The sequence below is a fragment of the Longimicrobiaceae bacterium genome, assembly GCA_035936415.1.
Taxonomy (GTDB): domain Bacteria; phylum Gemmatimonadota; class Gemmatimonadetes; order Longimicrobiales; family Longimicrobiaceae; genus JAFAYN01.
On the sequence record DASYWD010000233.1, the window covers coordinates 1 to 21,952 of the forward strand.

24 protein-coding genes are annotated in these 21,952 nt (G+C 72.7%); 17 read left to right on the top strand and 7 right to left on the bottom strand.

Annotation, left to right across the window (positions count from 1 at the left end; all coding sequences use genetic code 11):
• Nucleotides 1-44: 44 nt before the first annotated feature.
• Nucleotides 45-155: a PEP-CTERM sorting domain-containing protein gene (locus tag VGR37_09365; protein ID HEV2147596.1), complete on the bottom strand. Its 111-nt coding sequence runs from the start codon at nucleotides 153-155 to the stop codon at nucleotides 45-47.
• Nucleotides 156-280: 125 nt separating this feature from the next.
• Between VGR37_09365 and VGR37_09370 the strand changes: the two genes are divergently transcribed.
• The 6 genes from VGR37_09370 (at nucleotide 281) to VGR37_09395 (ending at nucleotide 4,669) form a co-directional block, all read left to right on the top strand.
• Nucleotides 281-673, top strand: a complete 393-nt coding sequence (locus VGR37_09370; protein HEV2147597.1) for a hypothetical protein — start codon at nucleotides 281-283, stop codon at nucleotides 671-673.
• 32 nt (nucleotides 674-705) lie between these two features.
• Entirely contained in the window at nucleotides 706-840 is a 135-nt protein-coding gene (locus tag VGR37_09375) for a hypothetical protein (protein ID HEV2147598.1), read from the top strand.
• Between the two features lie 824 nt (nucleotides 841-1,664).
• Nucleotides 1,665-3,167 (top strand): long-chain fatty acid--CoA ligase, encoded by a 1,503-nt coding sequence (locus tag VGR37_09380; GenBank protein HEV2147599.1) that lies wholly within the window; start codon nucleotides 1,665-1,667, stop codon nucleotides 3,165-3,167.
• A gap of 93 nt (nucleotides 3,168-3,260) precedes the next feature.
• The gene (locus VGR37_09385) at nucleotides 3,261-3,578 is read left to right on the top strand and encodes a nucleotidyltransferase family protein (GenBank protein ID HEV2147600.1); all 318 of its coding nucleotides are present in this window, start codon (nucleotides 3,261-3,263) and stop codon (nucleotides 3,576-3,578) included.
• Complete coding sequence (locus tag VGR37_09390; GenBank protein ID HEV2147601.1) at nucleotides 3,559-3,912, top strand: DUF86 domain-containing protein; 354 nt, start codon at nucleotides 3,559-3,561, stop codon at nucleotides 3,910-3,912. Before VGR37_09385 ends, VGR37_09390 begins: the two co-directional genes overlap by 20 nt.
• A 31-nt stretch (nucleotides 3,913-3,943) precedes the next feature.
• Nucleotides 3,944-4,669, top strand: coding sequence for an SDR family NAD(P)-dependent oxidoreductase (locus tag VGR37_09395; protein ID HEV2147602.1), 726 nt, complete (start codon nucleotides 3,944-3,946; stop codon nucleotides 4,667-4,669).
• A gap of 66 nt (nucleotides 4,670-4,735) precedes the next feature.
• Here the strand turns inward: VGR37_09395 and arsS are convergent, their stop codons facing one another.
• The 4 genes from arsS to VGR37_09415 all read right to left on the bottom strand — a co-directional run bounded on the left by arsS (nucleotide 4,736) and on the right by VGR37_09415 (nucleotide 7,821).
• The gene (gene arsS / locus VGR37_09400; protein HEV2147603.1) at nucleotides 4,736-5,782 is read right to left on the bottom strand and encodes an arsenosugar biosynthesis radical SAM (seleno)protein ArsS; all 1,047 of its coding nucleotides are present in this window, start codon (nucleotides 5,780-5,782) and stop codon (nucleotides 4,736-4,738) included.
• Between the two features lies 1 nt (nucleotide 5,783).
• On the bottom strand, nucleotides 5,784-6,119 hold the full coding sequence (locus tag VGR37_09405; GenBank protein ID HEV2147604.1) for an arsenosugar biosynthesis-associated peroxidase-like protein: 336 nt from the start codon (nucleotides 6,117-6,119) through the stop codon (nucleotides 5,784-5,786).
• Between the two features lie 137 nt (nucleotides 6,120-6,256).
• The gene (locus VGR37_09410) at nucleotides 6,257-7,063 is read right to left on the bottom strand and encodes a DUF1499 domain-containing protein (protein ID HEV2147605.1); all 807 of its coding nucleotides are present in this window, start codon (nucleotides 7,061-7,063) and stop codon (nucleotides 6,257-6,259) included.
• Nucleotides 7,060-7,821, bottom strand: coding sequence for a TVP38/TMEM64 family protein (locus tag VGR37_09415; protein ID HEV2147606.1), 762 nt, complete (start codon nucleotides 7,819-7,821; stop codon nucleotides 7,060-7,062). Before VGR37_09415 ends, VGR37_09410 begins: the two co-directional genes overlap by 4 nt.
• A gap of 185 nt (nucleotides 7,822-8,006) precedes the next feature.
• Between VGR37_09415 and VGR37_09420 the strand changes: the two genes are divergently transcribed.
• The gene (locus VGR37_09420) at nucleotides 8,007-8,522 is read left to right on the top strand and encodes a molybdenum cofactor biosynthesis protein B (GenBank protein HEV2147607.1); all 516 of its coding nucleotides are present in this window, start codon (nucleotides 8,007-8,009) and stop codon (nucleotides 8,520-8,522) included.
• Nucleotides 8,523-8,903: 381 nt separating this feature from the next.
• Entirely contained in the window at nucleotides 8,904-11,003 is a 2,100-nt protein-coding gene (locus VGR37_09425) for a PBP1A family penicillin-binding protein (GenBank protein ID HEV2147608.1), read from the top strand.
• Nucleotides 11,004-11,066: 63 nt separating this feature from the next.
• Here the strand turns inward: VGR37_09425 and VGR37_09430 are convergent, their stop codons facing one another.
• Nucleotides 11,067-11,528 (bottom strand): hypothetical protein, encoded by a 462-nt coding sequence (locus VGR37_09430; GenBank protein HEV2147609.1) that lies wholly within the window; start codon nucleotides 11,526-11,528, stop codon nucleotides 11,067-11,069.
• A gap of 419 nt (nucleotides 11,529-11,947) precedes the next feature.
• On the opposite strand from VGR37_09430, the gene VGR37_09435 reads away from it, so the two are divergent.
• The 6 genes from VGR37_09435 (at nucleotide 11,948) to VGR37_09460 (ending at nucleotide 17,831) form a co-directional block, all read left to right on the top strand.
• Nucleotides 11,948-12,910, top strand: a complete 963-nt coding sequence (locus VGR37_09435; GenBank protein ID HEV2147610.1) for a YihY/virulence factor BrkB family protein — start codon at nucleotides 11,948-11,950, stop codon at nucleotides 12,908-12,910.
• Nucleotides 12,911-13,153: 243 nt separating this feature from the next.
• Nucleotides 13,154-14,008 (top strand): ABC transporter ATP-binding protein, encoded by an 855-nt coding sequence (locus VGR37_09440; GenBank protein HEV2147611.1) that lies wholly within the window; start codon nucleotides 13,154-13,156, stop codon nucleotides 14,006-14,008.
• On the top strand, nucleotides 14,005-14,709 hold the full coding sequence (locus tag VGR37_09445) for a hypothetical protein (protein HEV2147612.1): 705 nt from the start codon (nucleotides 14,005-14,007) through the stop codon (nucleotides 14,707-14,709). Before VGR37_09440 ends, VGR37_09445 begins: the two co-directional genes overlap by 4 nt.
• 4 nt (nucleotides 14,710-14,713) lie before the next feature.
• Entirely contained in the window at nucleotides 14,714-15,454 is a 741-nt protein-coding gene (locus VGR37_09450; GenBank protein ID HEV2147613.1) for a hypothetical protein, read from the top strand.
• A gap of 164 nt (nucleotides 15,455-15,618) precedes the next feature.
• Nucleotides 15,619-16,230: a glycerol-3-phosphate acyltransferase gene (locus tag VGR37_09455; GenBank protein ID HEV2147614.1), complete on the top strand. Its 612-nt coding sequence runs from the start codon at nucleotides 15,619-15,621 to the stop codon at nucleotides 16,228-16,230.
• On the top strand, nucleotides 16,203-17,831 hold the full coding sequence (locus VGR37_09460) for a GNAT family N-acetyltransferase (GenBank protein ID HEV2147615.1): 1,629 nt from the start codon (nucleotides 16,203-16,205) through the stop codon (nucleotides 17,829-17,831). The genes VGR37_09455 and VGR37_09460 overlap by 28 nt, the downstream gene beginning before the upstream one ends.
• Nucleotides 17,832-17,846: 15 nt before the next feature.
• On the opposite strand, the gene VGR37_09465 is transcribed toward VGR37_09460, so the two are convergent.
• Complete coding sequence (locus VGR37_09465; protein HEV2147616.1) at nucleotides 17,847-18,350, bottom strand: hypothetical protein; 504 nt, start codon at nucleotides 18,348-18,350, stop codon at nucleotides 17,847-17,849.
• Between the two features lie 475 nt (nucleotides 18,351-18,825).
• On the opposite strand from VGR37_09465, the gene VGR37_09470 reads away from it, so the two are divergent.
• The 3 genes from VGR37_09470 to ahcY are packed head-to-tail and all read left to right on the top strand — an operon-like array spanning nucleotide 18,826 to nucleotide 21,689.
• Nucleotides 18,826-19,200 carry a helix-turn-helix domain-containing protein gene (locus VGR37_09470; GenBank protein HEV2147617.1) on the top strand — a complete coding sequence of 125 codons (375 nt, stop codon included), beginning with the start codon at nucleotides 18,826-18,828 and terminating at the stop codon, nucleotides 19,198-19,200.
• Nucleotides 19,201-19,202: 2 nt separating this feature from the next.
• Entirely contained in the window at nucleotides 19,203-20,168 is a 966-nt protein-coding gene (locus VGR37_09475) for a metalloregulator ArsR/SmtB family transcription factor (protein HEV2147618.1), read from the top strand.
• Between the two features lie 33 nt (nucleotides 20,169-20,201).
• Complete coding sequence (ahcY, locus tag VGR37_09480; protein ID HEV2147619.1) at nucleotides 20,202-21,689, top strand: adenosylhomocysteinase; 1,488 nt, start codon at nucleotides 20,202-20,204, stop codon at nucleotides 21,687-21,689.
• Nucleotides 21,690-21,952: the final 263 nt, after the last annotated feature.

The following is a 21,952-nucleotide window of genomic DNA, read 5'->3' on the forward strand; positions in this document are numbered from 1 at the left end:
CCGGCGCCGCGGGCGCGGCGCCGGTCTCGGGAAGGGGGGCTCTGCTACTTCTCGGTCTCTTCTTCGGTGCCGGTGTTCTTGCGGCGCCGCCGTGCGGCCGCGATCCCCGCCAGCCCCGTCCCCACGAGCGCCATCGTCATCGGCTCGGGGATCACCTCACCCGGAGGAGGAGTCTCACCGCCCGGTCCCGGAGGCCCCGGAGGCCCACCCGGTCCCGGAGGTCCGCCCGGCCCCGGAGGTCCCGGAGGCCCACCCGGTCCCGGCTGCCCGGGCGCTCCCGGTGCTCCGGGCTGACCCGGCGCTCCCGGCTGTCCAGGTGCTCCCGGCGCTCCCGGCGCTCCCGGCGCTCCCGGCTGTCCAGGTGCTCCCGGTGCTCCGGGCTGTCCAGGCGCTCCTGGTGCTCCAGGCGCTCCCGGCTGTCCGGGTGCTCCAGGTGCTCCGGGCTGTCCAGGTGCTCCCGGCGCTCCGGGCGCCCCTGGTGCTCCGGGCTGTCCAGGCGCTCCCGGTGCTCCGGGCGCCCCCGGCTGTCCAGGCGCTCCGGGCTGGCCCGGAGGCCCTGCGGGCCCTGGAGGTCCTGCGGGCCCTGGAGGCCCTGGAGGTCCTTCCGGTCCCGGCTGCGGCTGGCCCTGCGGCGGGTTGTCGCCGCCCACGCCGCCGCCGTCCCCGTCCGTGATGAGGGCGTACCCCGCCAGGCCCAGCAGCGGGATGGACGCCAGGTACCCGAGCCGCGTCCCCGGCCTGGCCACCGGCATGTCCGGGTACATCGGCGGCGGGGTCATCAGCAGGGGCGGCGTCGGCCCGGCCAGGATGGCGGTCCGCGGGGCACGCGACGCGATGTAGCAGACCGAGAGGTCCTTGCAGACCCGGTAGCGGATCGTGTCGGGGGCCAGGGGCTCGGCCGAGGCCGAGTACTCCTCTTCGAGGAAGTTGGCGAACTGGGCCGCCCCGCCCGTCGCCTGGAACGCCGCGCCGGCCGAGACCGGGGCCACTTCCGCTATGGCGTCCCTGCCCAGGGAGGTGTAGGCTCCCTGCAACACCTCTCCGAGATCCGACCGGGCGGCGACCTCCTTCGCCACGAGGGCGAGGAGTCCGATCCCGCCACCTACGGCAAAGAGTGCGAACGATGCTGCACGGCGCATGACGTACCTCCTGCGGTGACGGACCAGTGTCCTGGCATCCGCGTGTGCTATGAAACCTCTCCCGGAACCCGGGCCGCCCGCCGATCCTCCGGCCGGACCCGTGCTCCCCACGCATGTTCCATCCCGGCAAAACGTGTACCGGAAAAACGCGTGGCCCCTCCACCCGGGAGAGCCGCCGATTCACCCGCCCGCCTCACCCGCCCCGGCGGTCAGGTGCTCCCCCTTGAAGACCCGGAACAGGTACCAGAGCGAGGGGAGGAGGAGCCCGATTCCCCAAGGGATAGGGTCCGGAGCAGGCAGCGGAGCGCGGCCGGGTGCCCTGCCGCGCCGCCAGCTTGGCCGGCTGGTACTCCGCCACGTCCTTGGCGCTCAGGTCTCCGCTGAGCGGCTGCAGGAGCGCGGGGATTGTCGCGTGCCGCCCCCCCGCCGTACGTTCCCACAAGCTGGTCTCCGTGCCCCCACGCGCGCTCGGGAGATCTCCCGATCGTCGGTGGGGCGACCTCCCGATCCCCACGCCGCCCGGCCATGAACGTCGCCCACAACCTGGAGCGCTCCGCCCGCCTCTTCCCCGACGCCCCCGCCCTGGTGTTCGAGGGGCGCGCTCTCTCCTACGGCGAGATGGAGGAGCGGACCGGACGGGCGGCGCACGCGCTGGAGGCGCTCGGCGTCCGTCCCGGCGACCGGGTGGCGCTCTTCCTCCCCAACGTCCCGGAGTTCGCGATCGCCTACCTGGCGGCGATGAAGGCCGGCGCGGTGGCGGTCTCCGTGAACGCGCTGCTCACGACGGAGGAGGTCCGCTACGTCCTGGAGGACAGCGGCGCGCGGGTGCTCTTCACCGCACCGGAGCTGCTGGACACGGTGGCACTCCTGCGCGGAAGTGTGGAATCGCTGCAACACCTGGTGCTCTGCGGGGACGCCGTTCCGGGAGAGGCGACGCTCGACGGCCTTTCGGCGGGCCGGCCGGCGGAGTACCGCGCCCGGGAGATGGAGCCGGACGACCCGGCGGCCATCCTGTACACCTCCGGGACCACGGGGAAGCAGAAGGGCGCCACCCTCTCGCACGGCAACGTGGTCTCCAACTATCACGCCACGCGCCACTGCGTGGGCTCCCGCCCCGGCGACCGGCACGCGCTCTTCCTCCCGCTCTTCCACTGCTTCGGGCAGAACTTCATCCTGAACGCGGCGCTCGCCTCGGGCGGCACCGTGCTCCTGCACCGCCGCTTCGACCCGGAGTCCACGCCGGCGGCGCTCCGGGCGGGGGGTATGACGCACCTGTACGCCGTCCCCACCATCTACATCTACCTGCTGAACGCAGGCGCCGCCCCGGGGGACCTCCCGGCGCTGCGCTACTGCTTCTCCGCCGCGGCCACCCTCCCCGTGGAGGTGGAGCGGCGCTGGGAGGAGCGCTTCGGCCTCCCGGTGTTCGAGGGGTACGGCCTCACCGAGACCTCGCCCTTCGCCGCGTACAACCACGAGTTCGCGCACCGGCCGGGCTCCATCGGGACGCCCGTGGAGAGCGTGGAGATGCGGGTGGAGGGTCCGGACGGGCGCGAGATGCCGGACGGTGAGTGGGGGGAGATCTGCATCCGCGGGCCCAACGTGATGCTGGGGTACTGGAACCGCCCGGAGGAATCGGCCCAGGCGCTGCGCGGCGGGTGGTTCCACTCCGGCGACGTGGGCTACCGCGACGCGGACGGGTTCTTCTACCTGGTGGACCGGGTCAAGGACATGATCAACGCCGCCGGCTTCAAGGTGTGGCCCCGCGAGGTGGAGGAGGTGCTCTATGCGCACCCGGCCGTACGGGAGTGCGCCGTGGTGGGGCTGCCGGACCCGGTCAAGGGCGAGACGGTGGCCGCGTTCGTGGTGCTCCGGCTGGGCGAGGGGTGGACGGAGACGGACGCCGTGGCCTACTGCCGCGAGCGCATGGCGGCGTACAAGGTGCCGCGCGAGGTGCGCTTCGTGGAGACCATCCCCAAGAGCGCCACCGGGAAGATCCTGAAGCGGGTGCTGCGGGAGGAGGGGGCCTGAGTCCGTGCCCGGATCCCGCGTATGGGCTGCCTGCGGCTTCTCGCGCCGCACGACGTTCTACCGATCGGGGCCGGCAGCGGTTAACGTTGTCCCATGCCAACGCCCGTGAGCACCAAGGAGCAGGTGATCGAGCGGATCCGCAGCGCAGAGGAGCGGATCCGTGCGCTCGGCGTCCGGCGAATCGCCCTGTTCGGCTCCTTCGTTCGTGGAGACCCGGGCCCCGACAGCGACGTGGACCTGCTCGTCCAGTTCGATCCCGAACGGAAGAGCTTCGACAACTTCATGGCGCTGTTCGACCTGATGGAGGACATTCTCCAGCGTCGTGTCGAGCTGGTCACGACGGAAGCACTCAGCCCCTTCATCGGCCCCCACATCCTGCACGAGGCGGAGGATGTACTTCGGGCCGCGTGAGTACCTGCAGCACATTCTCGCCGAAGCCGACTACCTGCTGAAGCACAGCGAAGGTCTCGCAGAAGAGGCGTTTCTGGCGGACGAAACGCTGCAGCGGGCCTTCGTGCGAAGCATCGAGGTGATCGGGGAGGCCACCAAGAGCCTCCCGGAGGACTTCCGGCGGCAGCATCCCGAGGTGGAGTGGCGGGCCATGGCCGGGATGCGCGACCGCTTGATCCACGGCTACTTCGGCGTGGACTACAGCATCGTCTGGGGGGTCGTCACGACCAGGATCCCGGCCCTCCAGAGGGAAGTCGAGCGCATTCTTCGCCAGGTGGGCGGTTCCGTCCCGTAGAGCCGCACTCCGATTCTCCGACAGAGAGTGCATGGACCTTGGGCTGAGTGGTAGCGTAGCGGTCGTCGGCGGGGCGAGCCGCGGCATCGGAAAGGCCATCGCGGCGGCGCTGGCGGCGGAGGGGTGCGCCGTGGCCCTCTGCGCGCGCGGCGCGGAGGAGCTGGAGAGGGCCGCCGACGAGGTCGGGGCGCTGAACGGCGGGCGCGTACTCCCCGTCGCCCTGGACCTGACGGAGCCGGACGCGGCGGGCGAGCTCGTGGGACGCGCGGCCGACGCCTTCGGCGGGGTGGACGTGCTGGTGAACAACCTGGGCGGGAACCGCCGCAAGCCGTTCGAGGAGACGACGGACCGGGACTGGCACGAGCTGCTGGAGCTGAACCTCCTCGCCGGCCTCCGCCTCTCCCGGCACGCCATCCCCCGGATGCGGGAGCGGGGCGGCGGCTCCATCGTGTTCATCGCCTCGCTCTTCGGGCGGGAGGCCGGCGGGCCGGGCCTCTCCCTCTACAACGCGAGCAAGTCCGCCGTGATCAGCGCGGCCAAGGTCATGGCGCTGGAGCTGGCCGCGGAGGGGATCCGGGTCAACAGCGTCGCCCCGGGCTCCATCCGCTTCCCCGGCGGGAGCTGGGACCGGCGCGTCCGGGAGGACCCGGAGGCGATGGAGCGCTTCGTCGCGAGAGCCTCCCGCTGGGCCGCTTCGGGACCGCGGAGGAGGTGGCGAGCCTGGTGGCCTACCTGGCCTCCCCCCGCGCCAGCCTGATCACCGGCGCCTGCCTCGCCGCGGACGGGGGGCAGGGCCGCTCGCTGATCTGAGCTCCCCGAAAGTCTACGCCGTCGCGCCGCCGCAGCTCGACCCCGCGCCGGCGGTGCAGCCGTAGCAGTGCGGCCCCAGGACGATCTCCCGGTTCGCCAGCGCGGCCAGGTCGAAGTCGAAGACGGTGCGCGGCGCCGTGGGGTGCACCGGGAGCTCCAGCATCTGGTTGAAGTCGCAGTCGTAGAGCGTCCCGTCCCACGCCACCGAAAGGGTGTTGCGGCACATCACCCCCGCCGCGGCGGCCGGGTTGAAGGCGGCCACCAGCCGCTCCATGTACTCCTCCAGCTTGCCGGTCTCCTCCAGGTGCTCCAGGAAGCGGGAGATGGGCATGTTGGTGATGGTGTACAGCCGGTTGAACTCGATCCCGTACAGCCGGCGGAGCTGCTGCCGCCAGTCGCGCTCCAGCGACGCCTGGCTCCCCGGGAGGAAGGTCCCCACCGGGTTGGTCACCAGGTCCAGCACCAGCCCGGTTCCCTCCTGACCGTACCCCACCGCGTTCAGGCGCCGCAGCGCCTCCACCGACTGCTCGAACACCCCGTCGCCGCGCTGCGCGTCGGTGTTCCGCTGGCGGAAGTGCGGGAGCGACGCCACCACCTCCACCCCGTGCTCCGCGAAGAACTCCGGGAGGTAGGCGTAGTTGGGGAGCAGCGTGATGGTGAGGTTGCAGCGGTCCAGCACCCGCTTCCCCGCCGCCCGCGAGCGGGTCACCAGCTCCCGCCACCGCTTGTGCAGCTCCGGCGCGCCGCCGGTGACGTCCACCACGGGGACGTCGGTGCCCTCGACGATCTCCAGCACCCGGTCCATCACCGCGTCCGGCATCATCTCCGTGCGGTCCGGCCCGGCGTCCACGTGGCAGTGGAGGCACGTCTGGTTGCACTTGCGCCCCACGTTCACCTGCAGGATCTCGATCCCGGTGGCGCGCAGCGGGAAGAGGGCCGCGCCCTCCAGCGCCTCCTCGAAGCCGCGCGCCAGCGGGACCCGCGCGAGCGCTCCGCGCTGCGCGCGCGCGGAAGCGAGGGCCGCGCGGCGCTTCTGCAGGGTGGGGAGCACGCGCGTCACGTCACATCCCCAGCTTCTCGGCGTGGCCGCGCATCTGGATGCCGTGCACCAGCGAGGCCCCGCCGCGGATGGCGGCCGCCACGTGCACCGCCTCGGTCATCTGCTCCAGGTCGGCCCCCTTCTGCAGGCAGTCGCCGGAGTACGCGTCGATGCAGTACGGGCACTGCACCGCGTGGGCGACCGCCAGCGCGATCAGCGACTTCTCCCGCTCGGAGAGCGCCCCTTCCGCGAAGACGGCGTTGTACCAGGCGAAGAACTTCTCCCCCAGCTCCGGGGCGTCCCTGCCGATCTCCCCGAAGCGGGGGAGGTGCTGCGCGTCGTAGTAGTGCGTGTGCATCGGGTCCCGGGTGCGTGGTTCGTCCTGCGGTTGCGGAGGAGGGAAAGAAACGTTCCACCGGGCCCCCGGTGGAACGTTTCCCCTTCCGTCACATGATACGCCCGCGGCCCCCGGAGCGGATCTCCCGGGGCGCGAGGTCAGCCCTGCTGCACGACTGCGGCGGGGCGGCGGTCGCGGAGCCGCTTCAGGTAGCTGCGGATCCGGGCGGCGTTGGCGCCGGCGTCCCCTCGCCCCACGCGCGAGAGGGAGCGCACGTCCACGCGGGAGATCCCGTTGGCCGTGGTCACGCGGATCGCCACGTCGTCCTTGAAGCCGAACCAGCGGGTCTCCGCCGTGGCCTCGATCCGCCCCTGCTCCTTGTCCGCGGCGACGATCTCCCACCCCATCAGGCGGGCGACGGCGAGGGCGTCGTCGAACACCACCGAGGGCGGAGCGGTGAGCAGGAGCGGCTGGACGTCCGGGTAGGCCCGGCGCTGCTGCTCGGCCACCGTCTCCCCCTCGTACGCCACCGGGTTGGGGGCGTCCGCCCGTAGCGGCGCCACGGCGACGAAGGCCGGCGGGTTGCGCGTGTCGGTGGTGATGTCGTGGATCGGCGGCGCGCCCGCGGCGCTCCGGCGGAAGCTCCACGGCACCGCGAAGGCCGCGATGGCGATCGCCAGCCCGGCCACGGCGAGCCAGCGGCCGTTCATCTTCCAGCTGCGGACCACCGCGACCGCGCAGACGACGGCGGCCAGGATGCCCAGGTACGCGCCCCAGCGGAGCAGGGAGAACCCGGTGCGGAAGTCCCACCACCCCCAGCGGCTCCCCGGCCCCGCCAGGAGGACCATCAGGCCGGCCAGGAGCGCCAGCGCGAAGGCGGCAACGGCGAGGCGGGAGAGCGGGCGCTCCTCCGCGAGCGCCGCGAGGTCCGTGTGTCCGGGCTTGTGACGCTGGTAGGTCGTCATGGCACGTCTCCGGGCTTGGGGGTGCGGAGCTTCCGGACCGCCACCGGGAGGAGGGCCAGGAGGCCCAGGAGCCCCAGCGCGGTCAGGACCTGCGGGGAAAGGAGCTGGTCGGGAGACTGGATCCGGCCCAGCGATTCGCCGAGGTTGGCGAAGACGAAGGTTCCGGGGAGGATCCCCACGGCGGTCGCGGCGACGTAGGTGCGGGTGCGCACGGGGGTGAACGCCGGGACCAGGTTGGCGAGCCAGAAGGGGACGACGGGGACCAGGCGCAGGAAGAGGAGGTAGCTCACCGCGTCCCGCTCGAACCCCTCCATCAGGCGATGCGCCCGGGGGCCCAGCTTCCGCCGCGCCGCGTCCGCGAACAGGTGGCGCGCCGCCAGGAAGACCAGGGTGGCGCCCAGCGTGGCCGCGGCGGCGATCAGCAGCGTCCCCACCCACCGCCCGAAAAGGAACCCCACGGCCAGCGAGGCCACCGCCGCCCCCGGCACGCTGAGCGCCACGATGGCCACGTACGCCAGGAACACCCCCGCCAGCGCGGCGGCGCGGTGCGCCCGGGCGTAGGCCAGCAGCTCGTCGCGGTGCTCCCTCAGCGTCTCGAAGCGGAGCCATTCGTGGCCCCCCAGCGCGAAGAAGGCGGCGATCCCGGCCACGAACACGCCCAGGATCAGGTACCGGCGCCAGCGCCCGCGCGGCTCGTCGGGCTCCTCCGCGTCGAGGGCCCTCCCGTCTTCGGCGGCTGTGCGGAGCAGACCCGTCATTCGGCCTCCGGGCGGACCGGCGAATCGAGCGGAAGTCGCCGTGCGAGCGGGTTCGGTCACAATCTAGCACGCCCCCCAGGAAGCGCAAACGCACGCGGGCGTTGAGCCGCCGGGGCCCGCGTGTTACTCTCCCCTGCGGTCCTGCCCGACTCCCGCACTTCGCACCTCGCACTCCCGTACCTCCCATGTCCTCCGAAGCCACCGACCGCCACCACGCCCTCGCCGCCGGCCGCGGCCCCGTCCCCCTCGCCATCGTGACGGTGAGCGACTCGCGCACCCCGGAGACGGACACCAACGCCGAGTTCCTGCGGGAGCGGATCCGGGCGGCGGGGCACGCGGTGGCGGGGTACCGGCTGATCCGCGACGAGCCGGAGCAGGTGGCGGCGGCGCTGGAGGAGATGGCCTCGGGCGGGGCGCGCGTGGTCCTGTTCAACGGCGGGACCGGGATCTTCCCGCGCGACACCACCTACGACGTGCTCGCCCGAATGCTGGAGAAGACGCTCCCCGGCTTCGGGGAGCTGTTCCGGATGCTGAGCTGGGAGCAGGTGGGCGCGGCGGCGATGCTGTCCCGCGCGACGGCGGGGACCTTCCGGGGGCGGGTGGTCTTCTCCGTCCCCGGCTCCCCCGCCGCCGTGCGCCTGGCGTGGGAGCGGCTGATCGAGCCGGAGCTGGAGCACCTGGCCTGGGAGCTCGTGCGCTGAGGGCAATGCCCGGCCGCGCCGGGAGGGGCGAGTCCGGCTGTATCTCGCGTGGAGGTCGGCGGGGGGAGGCTCCTCCGGCGGTGCGAAACTCGCCCGGCCGGCGGAGCGAGAGGTCAGTGCAGCACGGGCTCACACAGACGCACCGCCTGCGGAGCCTCCCCCCACCTCCCGGCCAGCCTCTCCGTTTCTCCCGAATTCGGTTAGATTCGAGTTTCACACCCACACCCGCGTGAGGGATGCGAGCCCGAAGGGGCGAGACCGGCGTAGTTTGCCGGGCTCGCCGCCGTTGAGCACGGTCGTATCGTGCTCTACGGCGCCGCAGCCCGACCCCCACGAGAGTGGGGGCACGCCCGAACCCTGCAGTTTCTCCGCACGCCCTGCATGAAGCCACCTCTCTACGCACTCGCCCTGCTGCTCCTGGCCGTCCCCGCCGCCGCGCAGGGCTCCATCACCCTGAAAACCCCGCCGCAGAGCGCCAAGGTCTATGCGCGCGACGGGTCGCTGATCGCCGAGATCGGCCCGCAGGCGCGCACCTGGGTGCCGCTCTCCTCGCTCCCCCGCTACGTCCCGCGCGCCTTCGTGGCGGTGGAGGACCGGCGCTTCTACGAGCACGGCGGGGTGGACCCGGTGGGGATCGCCCGCGCCCTGAAGAGCAACCTGGAGGGAGACCGCGAGGGCGCCTCCACCATCACCCAGCAGCTCATCGGGACCATGTACCCGGAGCGGGTGGACCGGCGGCAGATGACGCTGGAGCGCAAGGTCCGGGAGGCGGAGCTGTCGCTGGAGCTGGAGCGCAGGTACGGCAAGGACCGCATCCTGGAGTCGTACCTCAACTGGATCTACTTCGGGCACGGGTGGTTCGGGATCGAGGCCGCCGCCCGGCACTACTTCGGCAAGGGGGCGGCGAAGCTCACCATCGAGGAGACGGCGATGCTCGCGGCGCTCCCCAAGGGGGCGGGCGTGTACTCGCCCAAGATCAACCCGCAGCGGGCGCTGGAGCGGCGCAACCTGGTCCTGGACGTCATGGCCGAGAACGGCGTCGTCACCCGCGCCGAGGCCGCCGCGGCCAAGCAGAAGCCCATCCGCCTGGCGCCCAACCACGGCTACTCCGCCCGCCCGCCGTACGTGATCGAGCAGGTGCGGCAGTTCCTGGCCGAGAGGCACGGCCCCCGCTTCGGGGAGATGGGGCTGCGCGTCTGGACCACGCTGGACCCGGTGGCGCAGAACGCGGCGGACAGCGCGCTGGCGGCCGGGCTGCTGCGGGCCGAGCGGCAGCCCTGGTTCCGCGGGCCCCGGTACGGCACCCCCGCGGCGAAGCCCACCGCGCAGGGGACGCCGTACCTGCAGGGGATGGTGGTGTCGGTGGACGCGCGCACCGGGGAGATCCTGGCGATGACCGGGGGGCGCGACTGGGAGGACTCGCGCTTCAACCGCGTGACCGCGGCGCGCCGGCAGCCGGGCTCCTCGTTCAAGCCCTTCGTGTACGCCGCGGCGCTGGAGCGGGGCGCCACCCCCGCCACCGTCATGCAGGACACCGCGCTCGCCATCGCCATGGCGGGCTCGCCCGTGTACCGGCCCAGGAACTCGGACGACCGGTTCCGCGGGCCCGTGACCGTGCGCCAGGCGCTCACCCAGTCCATCAACACCGTCGCCATCCAGCTCGGGATGCAGATGGGGTTGGACCGGGTGGTGGAGACGGCGCGCCGCTTCGGCTTCACCTCCACCATCCGCCCCTACCCCTCCTCCGTGCTGGGGGCCGGGGCGGTGCGCCCGCTGGAGCTGGCCGGGGCGTACACCGCCTTCGCCAACGGCGGCATGCGGGTGGAGCCGTTCCTGGTGCGCCGCGTCGCCGACCCCTCCGGGAAGGTCCTCTTCGACGCTCGCGGCAAGGGGACGCGGGTGCTCGCACCCGGGGTGGCGTTCCTGGTCACCGACATGCTGCGTGACGCGGCGGAGCGGGGGACGGGGACGGAGGCGCGCCAGCGGCTCCCCTCGCGGATCCCCATGGCCGGGAAGACGGGGACCACCGACGACGGCACGGACGTCTGGTACGTGGGCTACACCCCGGAGGTGGTCACCGCGGTGTGGGTGGGCTTCGACACGCCGAAGACGCTGGGGGCCGGGGCGTACGGCGGGGCGGTGGCCGCCCCCATCTGGGGGGAGATGATGCGCGGCCTGTACGCCCGCCGGAGCACCCCGGGCCCCTGGACGGTGCCGCCGGGAGTGCTGCGCGTGGCGACCGACGGCGCCACCGGTGCGCCGCTGGTGGCGCCCTGCCCGGCGGGCCCGGTGCGGACGGAGTACTTCCTGCCGGGGACGGAGCCGCCCGGCGCCTGCGTCCTCCAGGACGGGCTCCTGGTCCCCTCCGGCGACACGCTCCCGGCCGACTCGGTGATCCTGGGCGAGATCCCTCTCGATGCTGCCGCCGACACCCTGGGCATCGACTCGCTGGGGATGGTGTACCGTCCCGGACGCCCGTAGCCGCCCGGCGGGGAGGAAGGACGAGGGGGCGCGCCGGACCGGCCGGCGCGCCCCCTCGCGCGTTCAGGGTGCAGGCTCCGCCGCGCCGTCCGGAGCGGTGGCGGAGGGTGGTGGTGGGACGGCGAGCGGCTCCCCCGCGTCCCGAGCGCTCCGCCGGGCGATCCAGCGATCGGAGACGGCGAGCCCCACCGCGATCCCGGCCGCGTCCCACACCAGGTCGCGCCGGGACAGCTTCTGCCGCGTGACCAGGTCGTCCGGGTCGGCGGTGCCCACCTCGCGCCACACCCCCGCCGCGCCCACCACCAGCACGGCCGCCACGGCCGACCGGCCGCGCGGGAGCCCCAGCTTCCGTCCGGCGGCGTGCAGCGCTCCCGTTCCGGCCGCCGAGATCGCGAAGTGGTACAGCTTGTCCCTCGAGAACCACGCTTGCTGGCGCTCGTACGACGACGCGGCTTCCTCCTGCCCGTGCAGCGGGGCGGCGGCAAGGAGAAGGAGCCAGAGCAGGGCCGGAATCCGTGCGCACATCGTCTCCCCCGGTGAAGTGCGGCGCTTCGGTCGTCGGTCGGTCACCGCCCAAGGTACGCACGCCGCCCCGCGGGGGAAAGCCGCCGCGCCCGGACAGGACGCCGGACGAGGGGTGAGAGGCTCCCTATGTAGCAGTACGGCCGGAGAGTTACGCTGAGTTAGGTGGAACGTTCGTTCCTCCCGGTGGTACAAAGCATGTGGTCGTCCCCGAGGTCCGAGAAAGCCGAGTTGACCCCATCCCCAGGCTCACCGAGTCCTCTCCAGGATGGCACGGATGAGGGCCCGGGGGCGACCACCTCTCCCGCTCTCCCCGGCGCCCGGCGCCACCCCGGACGCACCCGCTCTCCCGCACGTGGAACCAGGTTTGCACAACCCGCCGGGGCGACGGTATCCGGCGACGCTGCGAACGAGGGGGGACCATGGCATCCGAGGGCAGAGGCATCTTCCAGATCGTCAAGCAGGCCTTCAAGGACTTCTCGGACGACGAGTGCACCACCATGGCGGCGGCGCTGTCGTACTACACCGTCTTTTCGCTCCCGCCGCTGCTCCTGCTGATCGTGATGATCGCGGGGGCGGTGCTGGACCCCCAGCGGGTGCAGGAAGTGCTCCAGGGGCAGCTCGGCAGCGTCCTGGGCCAGTCCGGCGGCCAGGAGATCCGCACCATCCTGGAGCGGGCGCAGGAGACCAAGCGCCCAGACAGCGGGAGGCCGATCGCCGCGATCATCGGGACCGTCACCCTGGTCCTGGGCGCCACCGGCGTGTTCGCGCAGCTCCAGGCCGCGCTGAACAGGGCGTGGGAGGTGAAGCCCGACCCGGACGAGGGGGGGATCAAGACCTTCCTGGTGAAGCGCCTCTTCTCGTTCGGGATGGTGCTGGGGATCGCCTTCCTGCTGCTGGTGTCGCTCGCGCTGACCGCCGTCCTCTCCGCCATGGGCGGCGCGCTCGCGGGGATGGTGCCCGGCCTGGGGGAGCCGCTGCTGCACGCGCTGAACTTCGGCCTGTCGCTCGCGGTGATCATCCTGCTCTTCGCGGCCATGTTCAAGATCCTCCCGGACGCGGAGATCGCCTGGCGCGACGTGTGGGTGGGCGCCGCCGTGACCGCGCTCCTCTTCATGATCGGCAAGTTCGCCATCGGCTTCTACCTGGGGAGGAGCAACCCGGGCGAGGTGTACGGGGCCGCCGGCTCCATCGTGGTGATCCTGCTGTGGATCTACTACGCCTCGCTCATCCTGTTCTTCGGGGCGGAGTTCACGCAGGTCTGGGCGGAGCGCCGCGGCCGGGGCGTGGTGCCGGAGAAAGGGGCGGTCCGCGTGGTGACGGAGGAGAAGCACGTGCGCGGCGCCGAGGCGAAGCGGGGAGGCGGGCCGGAGCCGGCGACCTGAAGGAGTGCGACGTGCGAAGTGCGAGGTGCGGAGCGGCCTCTCACCCGGTTCGGGTGAGGGGCCGCTCTGCGTGGGGTGGCTTCGTGGGGCGGAGCGGTCGCACAGGGGGCGACGAAGCCCGGCCGTTTGCTCCCGGGTGGGTGCGCCTTACCTTGTGACCGGAGCGGCGGTGACGGCGGGAACGCGTTCCGGGGGTGGTTAGATGCGGGCGGATCGGATGGCCGGTGGCGCGGAGGGGGCCGCGTGATCGAGGTGCACGACCTGGAGTTCCGCTACCACGGCGCGCAGGCGTCAGCGGTCGCCGGGCTCGCCTTCACGGTGGAGCGCGGCGAGGTGTTCGGCTTCCTGGGGCCCAGCGGGGCCGGGAAGTCCACCACGCAGAAGATCCTGATCCGGCTGCTGTGGGGATACTCCGGGCACGTCACGGTGCTCGGGCGCGACCTGGCGGGGTGGAGCGAGGACTACTACGAGCGGGTGGGCGTCTCCTTCGAGCACCCCAACCACTTCCTCAAGCTCACCGCGCGCGAGAACCTGGCCTACTTCGGGGCGCTGTACGCCCGGCGGGGCCGGGACCCGCGGGAGCTGCTGGAGCGGGTGGGGCTGGCGGAGGACGCCGACACGCCCGTGGCGCAGTTCTCCAAGGGGATGAAGGGGCGGCTCAACGTGGCGCGGGCGCTGCTGCACGACCCGGAGCTCCTCTTCCTGGACGAGCCCACCTCGGGGCTGGACCCGGTGAACGCGCGCAGCATCCGGGAGCTGGTGCGCGAGCAGCAGGCCGCCGGGCGGACCGTGTTCCTCACCACGCACAACATGGCGGTGGCGGACGAGCTGTGCGACCGCGTGGCCTTCATCGTGGACGGCCGGATCGCGCTGGTGGGCTCGCCGCGCGAGCTGCGGCTGCGCCACGGCCGCCCCACCGTGCGGGTGGAGTACGGGGAGGGGGAGGGGACGCACCGGCGGGAGTTCCCGCTGGAGGGGATCGGCGAGGACGCGGAGTTCCTGGCGCTGCTCCGCGGCGGCCGGGTACAGACGATCCACACGCAGGAGGCCACGCTGGAGGACGTCTTCATCCGGGTGACCGGGAGGAGCCTGGGGTGAGCCGCCTCCTCACCGCCGTACGGTGCGACGCGCGGCTCCAGCTCCGCAACGGCTTCTACCACGCCGCGGGGTTCGTGGTGCTGGTGTGGGGCGTCCTCCTGTACCGTGCGCGCGGGCTCGACTGGGCGCCGCTCCTCCCCGCCGTGGTGGTGGGGAACCTCGTGCTGAGCACCTTCTACTTCGTCGGCGGGCTGGTCCTCCTGGAGAAGGGGGAGCGGACGCTGGAGGCGCTGGTGGTCTCCCCCCTCCGGCCGGGAGAGTACCTGGGCTCCAAGGTGCTCACCCTCACGGCGCTGGCGGTCCTGGAGAACCTCCTCATCGTCCTCCTCCTCCGCGGCTCCCGCTTCGCGCTCGTCCCCTTCGTGGCGGGGATGGCGCTCGCGGCGGTCCTCCTCGTCCTGGCGGGGTTCATCGCCGTGGCGCGCTACGACTCCATCAACGAGTACATCCTCCCCTCCGTCCCCTACGCCGCGGTGGCGATCCTCCCCCTCCTCCCCTACTTCGGGGTGGGGGCGGGCCCCTGGGTGTACGCGCACCCGGTGCACGCGGCGCTGGTGGTGATCGGGGCCGCCTTCCAGCCGGTGGGGGGATGGGAGCTGGCGTACGGGGTGGTGTACTCCGCGGCGTGGGCGGGGGTGCTCGGGGTGGCCGCCCGGAGGGCCTTCCGCCGCTTCGTCGTCGCGGACGCGGCCCGGAGGTAGGGCCGTGCTTACGCTGCGCGCCCTGGGGGCGCTGGGATCCATCGACCGGATCAGCGTGGGCCGGGACCCCCTCCTCCGCTGGATCCTGGTGCTGGCCCCCGCCTCGGCGCTGGTCGTCCGCTGGATCTTCCCTCCCCTCCTCGCCCGGGTGGAGGAGGCGACCGGGGTCGACCTGGCGCCCCACGTCCCGGCGCTGGTGGGGTACGTCCTCCTCCTCCTGGTCCCCAACCTGGTGGGGATGGTGGTGGGCTTCCTCCTCCTCGACCAGCGCGACGACGACACCCTCGCCGCGCTCCGGGTGACCCCTGTCCCCCTCGCCGGGTACCTGGCCTACCGGCTCGCGGGCCCGGTGCTCCTCACCATCGCGGTGACGCTGGCGCTCTTCCCCATCGCGGGGCTCATGGACGTGGGCCCCGCCGCGCTCCTGGCGTCGACGCTCGCGGCCGCCCCCCTGGCCCCCCTCTTCGCCCTCTTCCTGGCCGCCTTCGCCGCCAACAAGGTGCAGGGGTTTGCGCTCACCAAGGCCACCGGGGTGCTGCTGATCGCGCCGCTGGTGGCGTACTTCGTGGAGTCGGGGTGGAGGTGGGCGCTCGGGGTGGTCCCCACCTTCTGGCCCGCCGTGACCTACTGGGCCTTCCGCGAGGCGGAGGGGAGCGCCTGGGCGTACCTGGGGATCGGGATCGCTTACCAGCTCCTGCTGCTCCTCCTCCTCCTGCGGCGCTTCCGCCGCGTCACCAGCCGCTGACGCCGGCGGGACGCCTCGCGAGGCATGGACGGGATCCCGGCTCGGCACGGCGCCTCCGCGGGGGGGGGTCGCACCGGAGTTAATCCGGGCGGAACCTGGAGTTAACCCGCACCGTCCAGATTACTCCACGTCCGCGCTCACCGCTCACTTCGACGCTCCCGACCATGCTCCCGCCGATCGTCACCACCGCCTGCGCCGTCGTCGCGGCATACCTGCTGGGGTGCTTCAGCACCGGGTACTACCTGGTCTCGTGGAGGACGAGAGCGGACGTACGGGCCCAGGGGAGCGGGAGCACCGGCGCCCGGAACGCCGGCCGCGTGCTGGGGGGCGGCGGGTTCGCGCTGGTCCTCCTGGGAGACGCGGCCAAGGGAGCCGCGGCGGTGGGGCTCGCGGGGGCGCTCGGCGCCGGGCGGCCGGGGATGCTCGTCGCGGCGCTCGCCGTGGTGGCCGGGCACCTCTTCCCGGCGCAGCTCGGCTTTCGCGGGGGGAAGGGAGCGGCGATGCTCCTGGGTGCCCTCCTGGTCCTCGACCCGTGGACGGCCGCCGGAGGGCTCGGGATCGCGGCGCTCGCCGCCGCGGCGCTTCGCCGGACGGTGGCGGGCTCGCTGGTGGCGTACGTCCTCCTCCCGGCGGTCCCCCTGGTCCTCCACAGGCCCGCTCCGGAGGTCTTCGGGGTCGCCGGCCTCGCCGCGCTCGTCCTGGTGGGGCACCGCGAACACCTCGCGGCGGCAGTGCGCGGAGCGCGGGCGTGGTCCACCGCCGGGGGTGCGCGATGAGCACCGCCGCCGCTCCGCTCCGCTTCAGGATCGCCTCCCGGCCGGACGAGCTGGTGCAGGTACACCGGCTCAACTACCGCACCTTCGTGGAGGAGATCCCGCAGCACGCCCCCAACGCGGAGCGGGTCCTGGTGGACCGCTTCGACGCGGAGAACACCTACGTGGTCTGCCTGCGCGGCGAGGTGGTGGTGGGGATGATCTCCGTCCGGGGAAGCCGCCCGTTCTCGCTCGACCAGAAGCTCCCCGACCTGGACGCCCACCTCCCGCCCGGACGCTCGGCCTGCGAGATCCGGCTCCTCTCGGTCGACCGCGCGCACCGGAGCGGGGTGGTCTTCCGGGGGCTGGTGGAGCGGCTGGCGCGGCACTGCCTGCGGGCGGGGTACGACCTGGCGGTGATCTCGGGGACCGAGCGGCAGCTCCGCCTCTATGCCCACCTGGGCTTCGTCCCCTTCGGTCCACGGGTGGGCGAGGACGGGGCGCGCTTCCAGCCCATGTACCTGACGCTGGAGACCTTCCGGCGGCACGGGCGGGTCTTCACCCGGGGAGAGGCGAGGAGGCGGGCCGTGAGCTTCCTCCCGGGCCCGGTGGAGCTCGCCCCGGAGGTGCGGAAGGCGCTCCGGGCGTACCCCGTGTCCCACCGCGGAGCCGCCTTCGAGGCGGAGGTGGAGGAGGTGAAGGCGAGGCTCCGCGCCCTCACCGGGGCCCCGCGGGTCCAGCTCCTCCTGGGCTCCGGCACCCTGGCCAACGACGTCGTCGCCGCGCAGCTCTCGCTCCTGCGGGCGCCGGGGCTCGTCCTCAGCAACGGGGAATTCGGGGAGCGGCTCCTGGACCACGCCTCGCGCTGGAGGCTCCGCTTCGAGGCGCTGCGGGAGGAGTGGGGCGGGGTCTTCGCCCGGGAGAGGGTGGAGGCGGCGCTCGACGCCTCCCCGGGCGTCCGCTGGCTCTGGGCCGTGCACTGCGAGACCTCCACCGGCGTCCTGAACGACCTCTCCATCCTGCGCGAGGTGTGCGCCGCGCGGGGCGTCCTCCTCTCCCTGGACTGCATCAGCTCGCTCGGCACCCTCCCCGTCGACCTCGGGGGGATCCACCTGGCGACGGGGGTGAGCGGGAAGGGGCTCGGAGCGCCTCCAGGGGTGGCGATGGTCTTCCACGATCACGAGGTCGACCCCGCTCCCGCCCGCCTCCCCCGCTACCTGGACCTGGGGCTCTACGCCGCGCAGGGGGTGCCCTTCACCCACTCCTCGAACCTAGTGGGCGCGCTCGGCGCGGCGCTGGCGGCGCTCCCCCCGCCCGGGGAGCGGCTCCGGACCACCACCGCCGATTCGGCCTGGCTCCGCCGGGAGCTGCGCGCCCGGGGGTGGCGGGTGGTGGCGCCCGACGAGCACGCCTCGCCGGCCGTCATCACCCTGGCCCTCCCCTCCGGCCTCCGGGTCGAGAATGTGGAGGCCCGGCTGGAGGCGGCCGGGTACCTGCTGAGCTGCCGGAGCGGGTACCTGCGCGAGCGCAACTGGCTGCAGGTCTGCCTCATGGGTGCGTACCGTCGGCACCGGCTCGCGTCGCTCCTCGAGGTCCTCGACCGGCTAGGGAGGGCCGCCCGGTAAGCGCTCCGGCCGCGCTCAGTGCGCCCGGCCCCCCGCGCGGTGGTCAGAGCGCTGGAACGCCATGAAGTCGTGGATGGCGCGGACGGCCTCCGGATCGGTCGTGGTGATCCGCACCTCGCCTCCGCGCGGCAGCTCGCGGAAGGTGTAGGTGATCGCGTCCTTCATCGCCGCCATCACCGCCGTCCCCGGGACCTCGCGCATGTGCACGAAGGCCGGGGTGCCGAAGTCGCCCCGGGAAAACGCGCCGACGATCTCCTTCCGGTGGCCGCGGATCCGCGCCACCCCCGCGGGGTCGTCGGCGTCGCGCTGCAGCTCGATCCGGCCGCCGTCCGGGAGGGCGTCGAAGCGGTGGGTGGAGGTGTACTGGTCCACCCCCATCGCGTGCTCGCCGCGCTCCTGGAGCGCGTGGAAGGCGTGGTCGTCCGCGGGGCTCGCCGCGGCGGTGCGGGCGCCGCTCGCGCAGCCGGCGAGGACACCGGGGAGGAGGGCAACGATCAGGGTGAGGATACGGGTGCGCATGGCTCGGTCTCGGTTCTCGGTTCGGGCGCGGCGCGCGGGGCGCCGGCTTCCGCGACGTGCGGAGGCGCCCTTATGATGGAGCACGTCCGCGCCCCGCGAAGGAACCAGAGTCACATCCGATGATCGATCCGTCCACGCTGGACCGCGTCCCCTTCCTGCGGGGGGTGAGCCCCGAGGCCCGCCGCGAGCTGGCGGCACGATCCGCGCTGCGGAGCTTCGCCCCCGGCGAGGTGCTCTGGACGGCGGGCGGGGAGCCGCGCGGGCTCCTGGTGATCCTGGAGGGGCGGGTGCGGGTGGTCCGCACCTCCGACGGGCGCCAGACGCTGGTGCACGTGGAGGAGGCGGGGGGGACGCTGGGCGACGTCCCCCTCTTCGCGGGGGGCGCTACCCGGCCACCGCCATCGCCGCGGCGGAGACCCTCTGCCTGGCCATCGGGAGGGACGCGCTCTGGGCGGCGATCCGCGCCGACCCGGAGGTGGCCTTCGCCCTCCTGGCCCGGCTGGCGGGGCGGGTGCGGGGGCTGGTGGAGCGGCTGGACGGGGTGGCGGCGCGGAGCGTGGAGTCCCGGCTGGCGGCGTACCTCCTGGTGCGGCACAGGGAGGCGGAGGGCGGCCCCTTCACCCTGGGCGCCACCCAGGCCGAGGTGGCGGAGGAGCTGGGGACGGTGCGGGAGGTGGTGGTGCGGGGGCTCGGCGCCCTCGGGCGGCGGGGGGTGCTCCGCTCCGCGGGGCGGGGGCGGTGGGAGGTGGCGGACGAGGGGGCGCTGCGGGCGGGCGGCGGGGGAGGGACGGAGAGGCGGTTGACACCCGGCCGGGGATCTTGTAGCATTCCATCCGGATCAACGGATTGATAATGGCGACCAGCATACCCACCATCTTCGACCGCATGTCGGCGCTGTCCGACACCACGCGGAGCCGCCTCCTCCTGGTCCTGGAGGAGCACGAGCTCACGGTGTCGGAGCTGTGCGCCGTGCTGCAGCTTCCGCAGTCCACCGTCTCCCGGCACCTGAAGGTGCTGGCGGATGAGGGGTGGGTGGTCTCGCACGCGGAGGGGACGAGCCGGCGCTACCGGATGCTCCCGGACCGCCTGGACCCGGCGGCGCGCCGCCTCTGGAACCTGGTGCGCGAGCAGGTGTCCTCCTCCGCCTTCGCGGAGCAGGACGCGCAGCGCGTGCAGGGGGTGCTGGCACGGCGCCGCACCCGCTCCCAGGAGTTCTTTTCCAGCGCCGCCGGCGAGTGGGACCGCCTGCGCGCCGAGCTGTTCGGGCAGCGGATGGACCTACTGGCCCTCCTCGCGCTGGTGGACCCGGACTGGACGGTGGGCGACCTGGGGTGCGGCACGGGGCGGATGTCCGAGTCGCTGGCCCCCTTCGTCCGCCGGGTGGTGGCCGTGGACGAGTCGGTGGCGATGCTCGCGGCCGCGCGCAAGCGGCTGGAGGGCGCCGACAACGTGGAGGTGCGCCGCGGCACCGTGGAGAGCCTCCCCATCGACGACGCCGAGCTGGACGCGGCCATCCTCTTCCTGGTCTTCTCCTACCTGGCCGAGCCGGCGCAGGCGGTGCGCGAGGCCGCGCGCGTCCTCCGCCCGGGCGGGCGGCTCCTGGTGGTGGACATGATGCCCCACGACCGCGAGGAGTACCGGCACCAGATGGGGCACCTCCGGCAGGGGTTCGGGCGCGACGAGCTGGCGGGGTGGTTCGAGGAGGCGGGGTTCTGGGGCTTCCGCTACCACCCCCTCCCGGCCGACCCCGACGCCACCGGGCCCGTCCTGTTCGCCGCTTCCGGCCGGCGCTCCGGCACCGTCCGGCAGACGTTCTGAAGCACGTACACCGCATCATCCAAGGAGCAAACTGTGAGCGCAGTCGCAGAGCTGACCAGCCCCTTCGCCGCCGCCGCCGAGGCGGGGCGCCCTCCCTTCAAGGTCCGTGACCTGTCCGAGGCCGATTTCGGCCGCAAGGAGATCCGCCTCGCTGAGCACGAGATGCCCGGCCTGATGGCGCTCCGCGCCGAGTACGCCGGGCGCAGGCCGCTGGCCGGCGCGAAGATCATGGGCTCGCTGCACATGACCGTGCAGACCGCCGTGCTGATCGAGACGCTGGTCGAGCTGGGCGCCGACGTCCGCTGGGTGTCCTGCAACATCTTCTCGACGCAGGACCACGCCGCGGCCGCGGTGGTGGTCGGCAAGGACGGCACCGTGGAGGACCCGCAGGGCGTCCCCGTCTTCGCCTGGAAGGGCGAGACGCTGGAAGAGTACTGGTGGTGCACCGAGCAGGCGCTGATCTGGCCGGACGGCTCGGGCCCCAACATGCTCCTGGACGACGGCGGCGACGCCACGCTGCTGGTGCACAAGGGCGTGGAGTTCGAGAAGAGCGGCGTGGTGCCGGAGTTCGACGAGGCCAGCGAGCCCGAGGAGTGGGGCGTGATCCTGGACACGCTGCGCCGCACCATCGCGGAGGCGCCGGGCCGCTGGACGCGGATTGCGGCCGCGATCAAGGGCGTCTCCGAGGAGACGACCACCGGGGTGCACCGCCTGTACGAGATGATGAACGCGGGGACCCTGCTCTTCCCGGCGATCAACGTCAACGACTCGGTCACCAAGAGCAAGTTCGACAACCTGTACGGCTGCCGCCACTCGCTCACTGACGGCATCCTGCGGGCCTCGGACGTGATGCTCGCCGGGAAGGTGGCGGTGGTCTTCGGCTACGGCGACGTGGGCAAGGGGTGCGCGCAGGCGCTCAAGGGCCAGGGCGCGCGCGTGGTGATCACCGAGATCGACCCGATCTGCGCCCTGCAGGCGGCCATGGAGGGGTACCAGGTCACCGTCCTGGAGGACGTGCTGGAGACCGCGGACATCTTCATCACCGCGACGGGGAACAAGGACATCATCACCGTCGACCACATGGCTCGCATGAAGGACAAGGCCATCGTGGGAAACATCGGCCACTTCGACAACGAGATCGACATGGCCGGGCTGAAGAAGCGGGGGATCGAGCGGATCAACATCAAGCCGCAGTACGACGAGTTCGTCTTCCCCGACGGGCACAGCGTGATGATCCTGGCCGAGGGGCGGCTCCTGAACCTGGGCTGCGCGACGGGGCACCCGAGCTTCGTGATGTCGGCGTCGTTCACCAACCAGGTGATGGCGCAGATCGAGCTCTTCGGCAACACCGGCGCGTACGAGAAGAAGGTGTACGTGCTCCCGAAGCACCTGGACGAGAAGGTGGCGCGCCTGCACCTGGACAAGCTGGGGGTGAAGCTGACGAAGCTCTCTCCGGAGCAGGCAGCGTACATCGGGGTGCCGGTGGAGGGGCCGTACAAGCCGGAGCACTACCGGTATTAAGGCCCTTTCGGCGGTCAACGTGACCGCGGCGGGTCGCGAAAACCCGCATAAATGCTAGCTCGCGAAAATCGGCGGCCAACCTGGCCGCCGATTTTTTTCACACCTGTTTCACACCCTGGGAACAGATGAAGCGCGGCGTTGGGGGCTGGAGATCCATCTCATGCCGAAATGACTTATGGGGTATCCGTGCCCAGGAACTCAAGTCAAAGTTGCCGGGGGTACAACCGGGTTTTATGTTCATAGAGCCCTCTTCCGTCGGTGCT

Bases quoted from the DNA above. Each gene is read 5' to 3' on its own strand.
- VGR37_09420 (HEV2147607.1), top strand. From the start codon at position 8,007: ATGTCCTCCGAAGCCACCGACCGCCACCACGCCCTCGCCGCCGGCCGC.
- VGR37_09435 (HEV2147610.1), top strand. From the start codon at position 11,948: ATGGCATCCGAGGGCAGAGGCATCTTCCAGATCGTCAAGCAGGCCTTC.
- VGR37_09410 (HEV2147605.1), bottom strand. From the start codon at position 7,063: ATGACGACCTACCAGCGTCACAAGCCCGGACACACGGACCTCGCGGCG.
- VGR37_09380 (HEV2147599.1), top strand. From the start codon at position 1,665: ATGAACGTCGCCCACAACCTGGAGCGCTCCGCCCGCCTCTTCCCCGAC.
- VGR37_09475 (HEV2147618.1), top strand. From the start codon at position 19,203: ATGGCGACCAGCATACCCACCATCTTCGACCGCATGTCGGCGCTGTCC.
- VGR37_09425 (HEV2147608.1), top strand. From the start codon at position 8,904: ATGAAGCCACCTCTCTACGCACTCGCCCTGCTGCTCCTGGCCGTCCCC.
- VGR37_09375 (HEV2147598.1), top strand. From the start codon at position 706: ATGGACGCCAGGTACCCGAGCCGCGTCCCCGGCCTGGCCACCGGCATG.
- VGR37_09390 (HEV2147601.1), top strand. From the start codon at position 3,559: ATGTACTTCGGGCCGCGTGAGTACCTGCAGCACATTCTCGCCGAAGCC.
- VGR37_09405 (HEV2147604.1), bottom strand. From the start codon at position 6,119: ATGCACACGCACTACTACGACGCGCAGCACCTCCCCCGCTTCGGGGAG.
- VGR37_09465 (HEV2147616.1), bottom strand. From the start codon at position 18,350: ATGCGCACCCGTATCCTCACCCTGATCGTTGCCCTCCTCCCCGGTGTC.
- VGR37_09395 (HEV2147602.1), top strand. From the start codon at position 3,944: ATGGACCTTGGGCTGAGTGGTAGCGTAGCGGTCGTCGGCGGGGCGAGC.
- VGR37_09430 (HEV2147609.1), bottom strand. From the start codon at position 11,528: ATGTGCGCACGGATTCCGGCCCTGCTCTGGCTCCTTCTCCTTGCCGCC.
- VGR37_09455 (HEV2147614.1), top strand. From the start codon at position 15,619: ATGCTCCCGCCGATCGTCACCACCGCCTGCGCCGTCGTCGCGGCATAC.
- VGR37_09415 (HEV2147606.1), bottom strand. From the start codon at position 7,821: ATGACGGGTCTGCTCCGCACAGCCGCCGAAGACGGGAGGGCCCTCGAC.
- VGR37_09385 (HEV2147600.1), top strand. From the start codon at position 3,261: ATGCCAACGCCCGTGAGCACCAAGGAGCAGGTGATCGAGCGGATCCGC.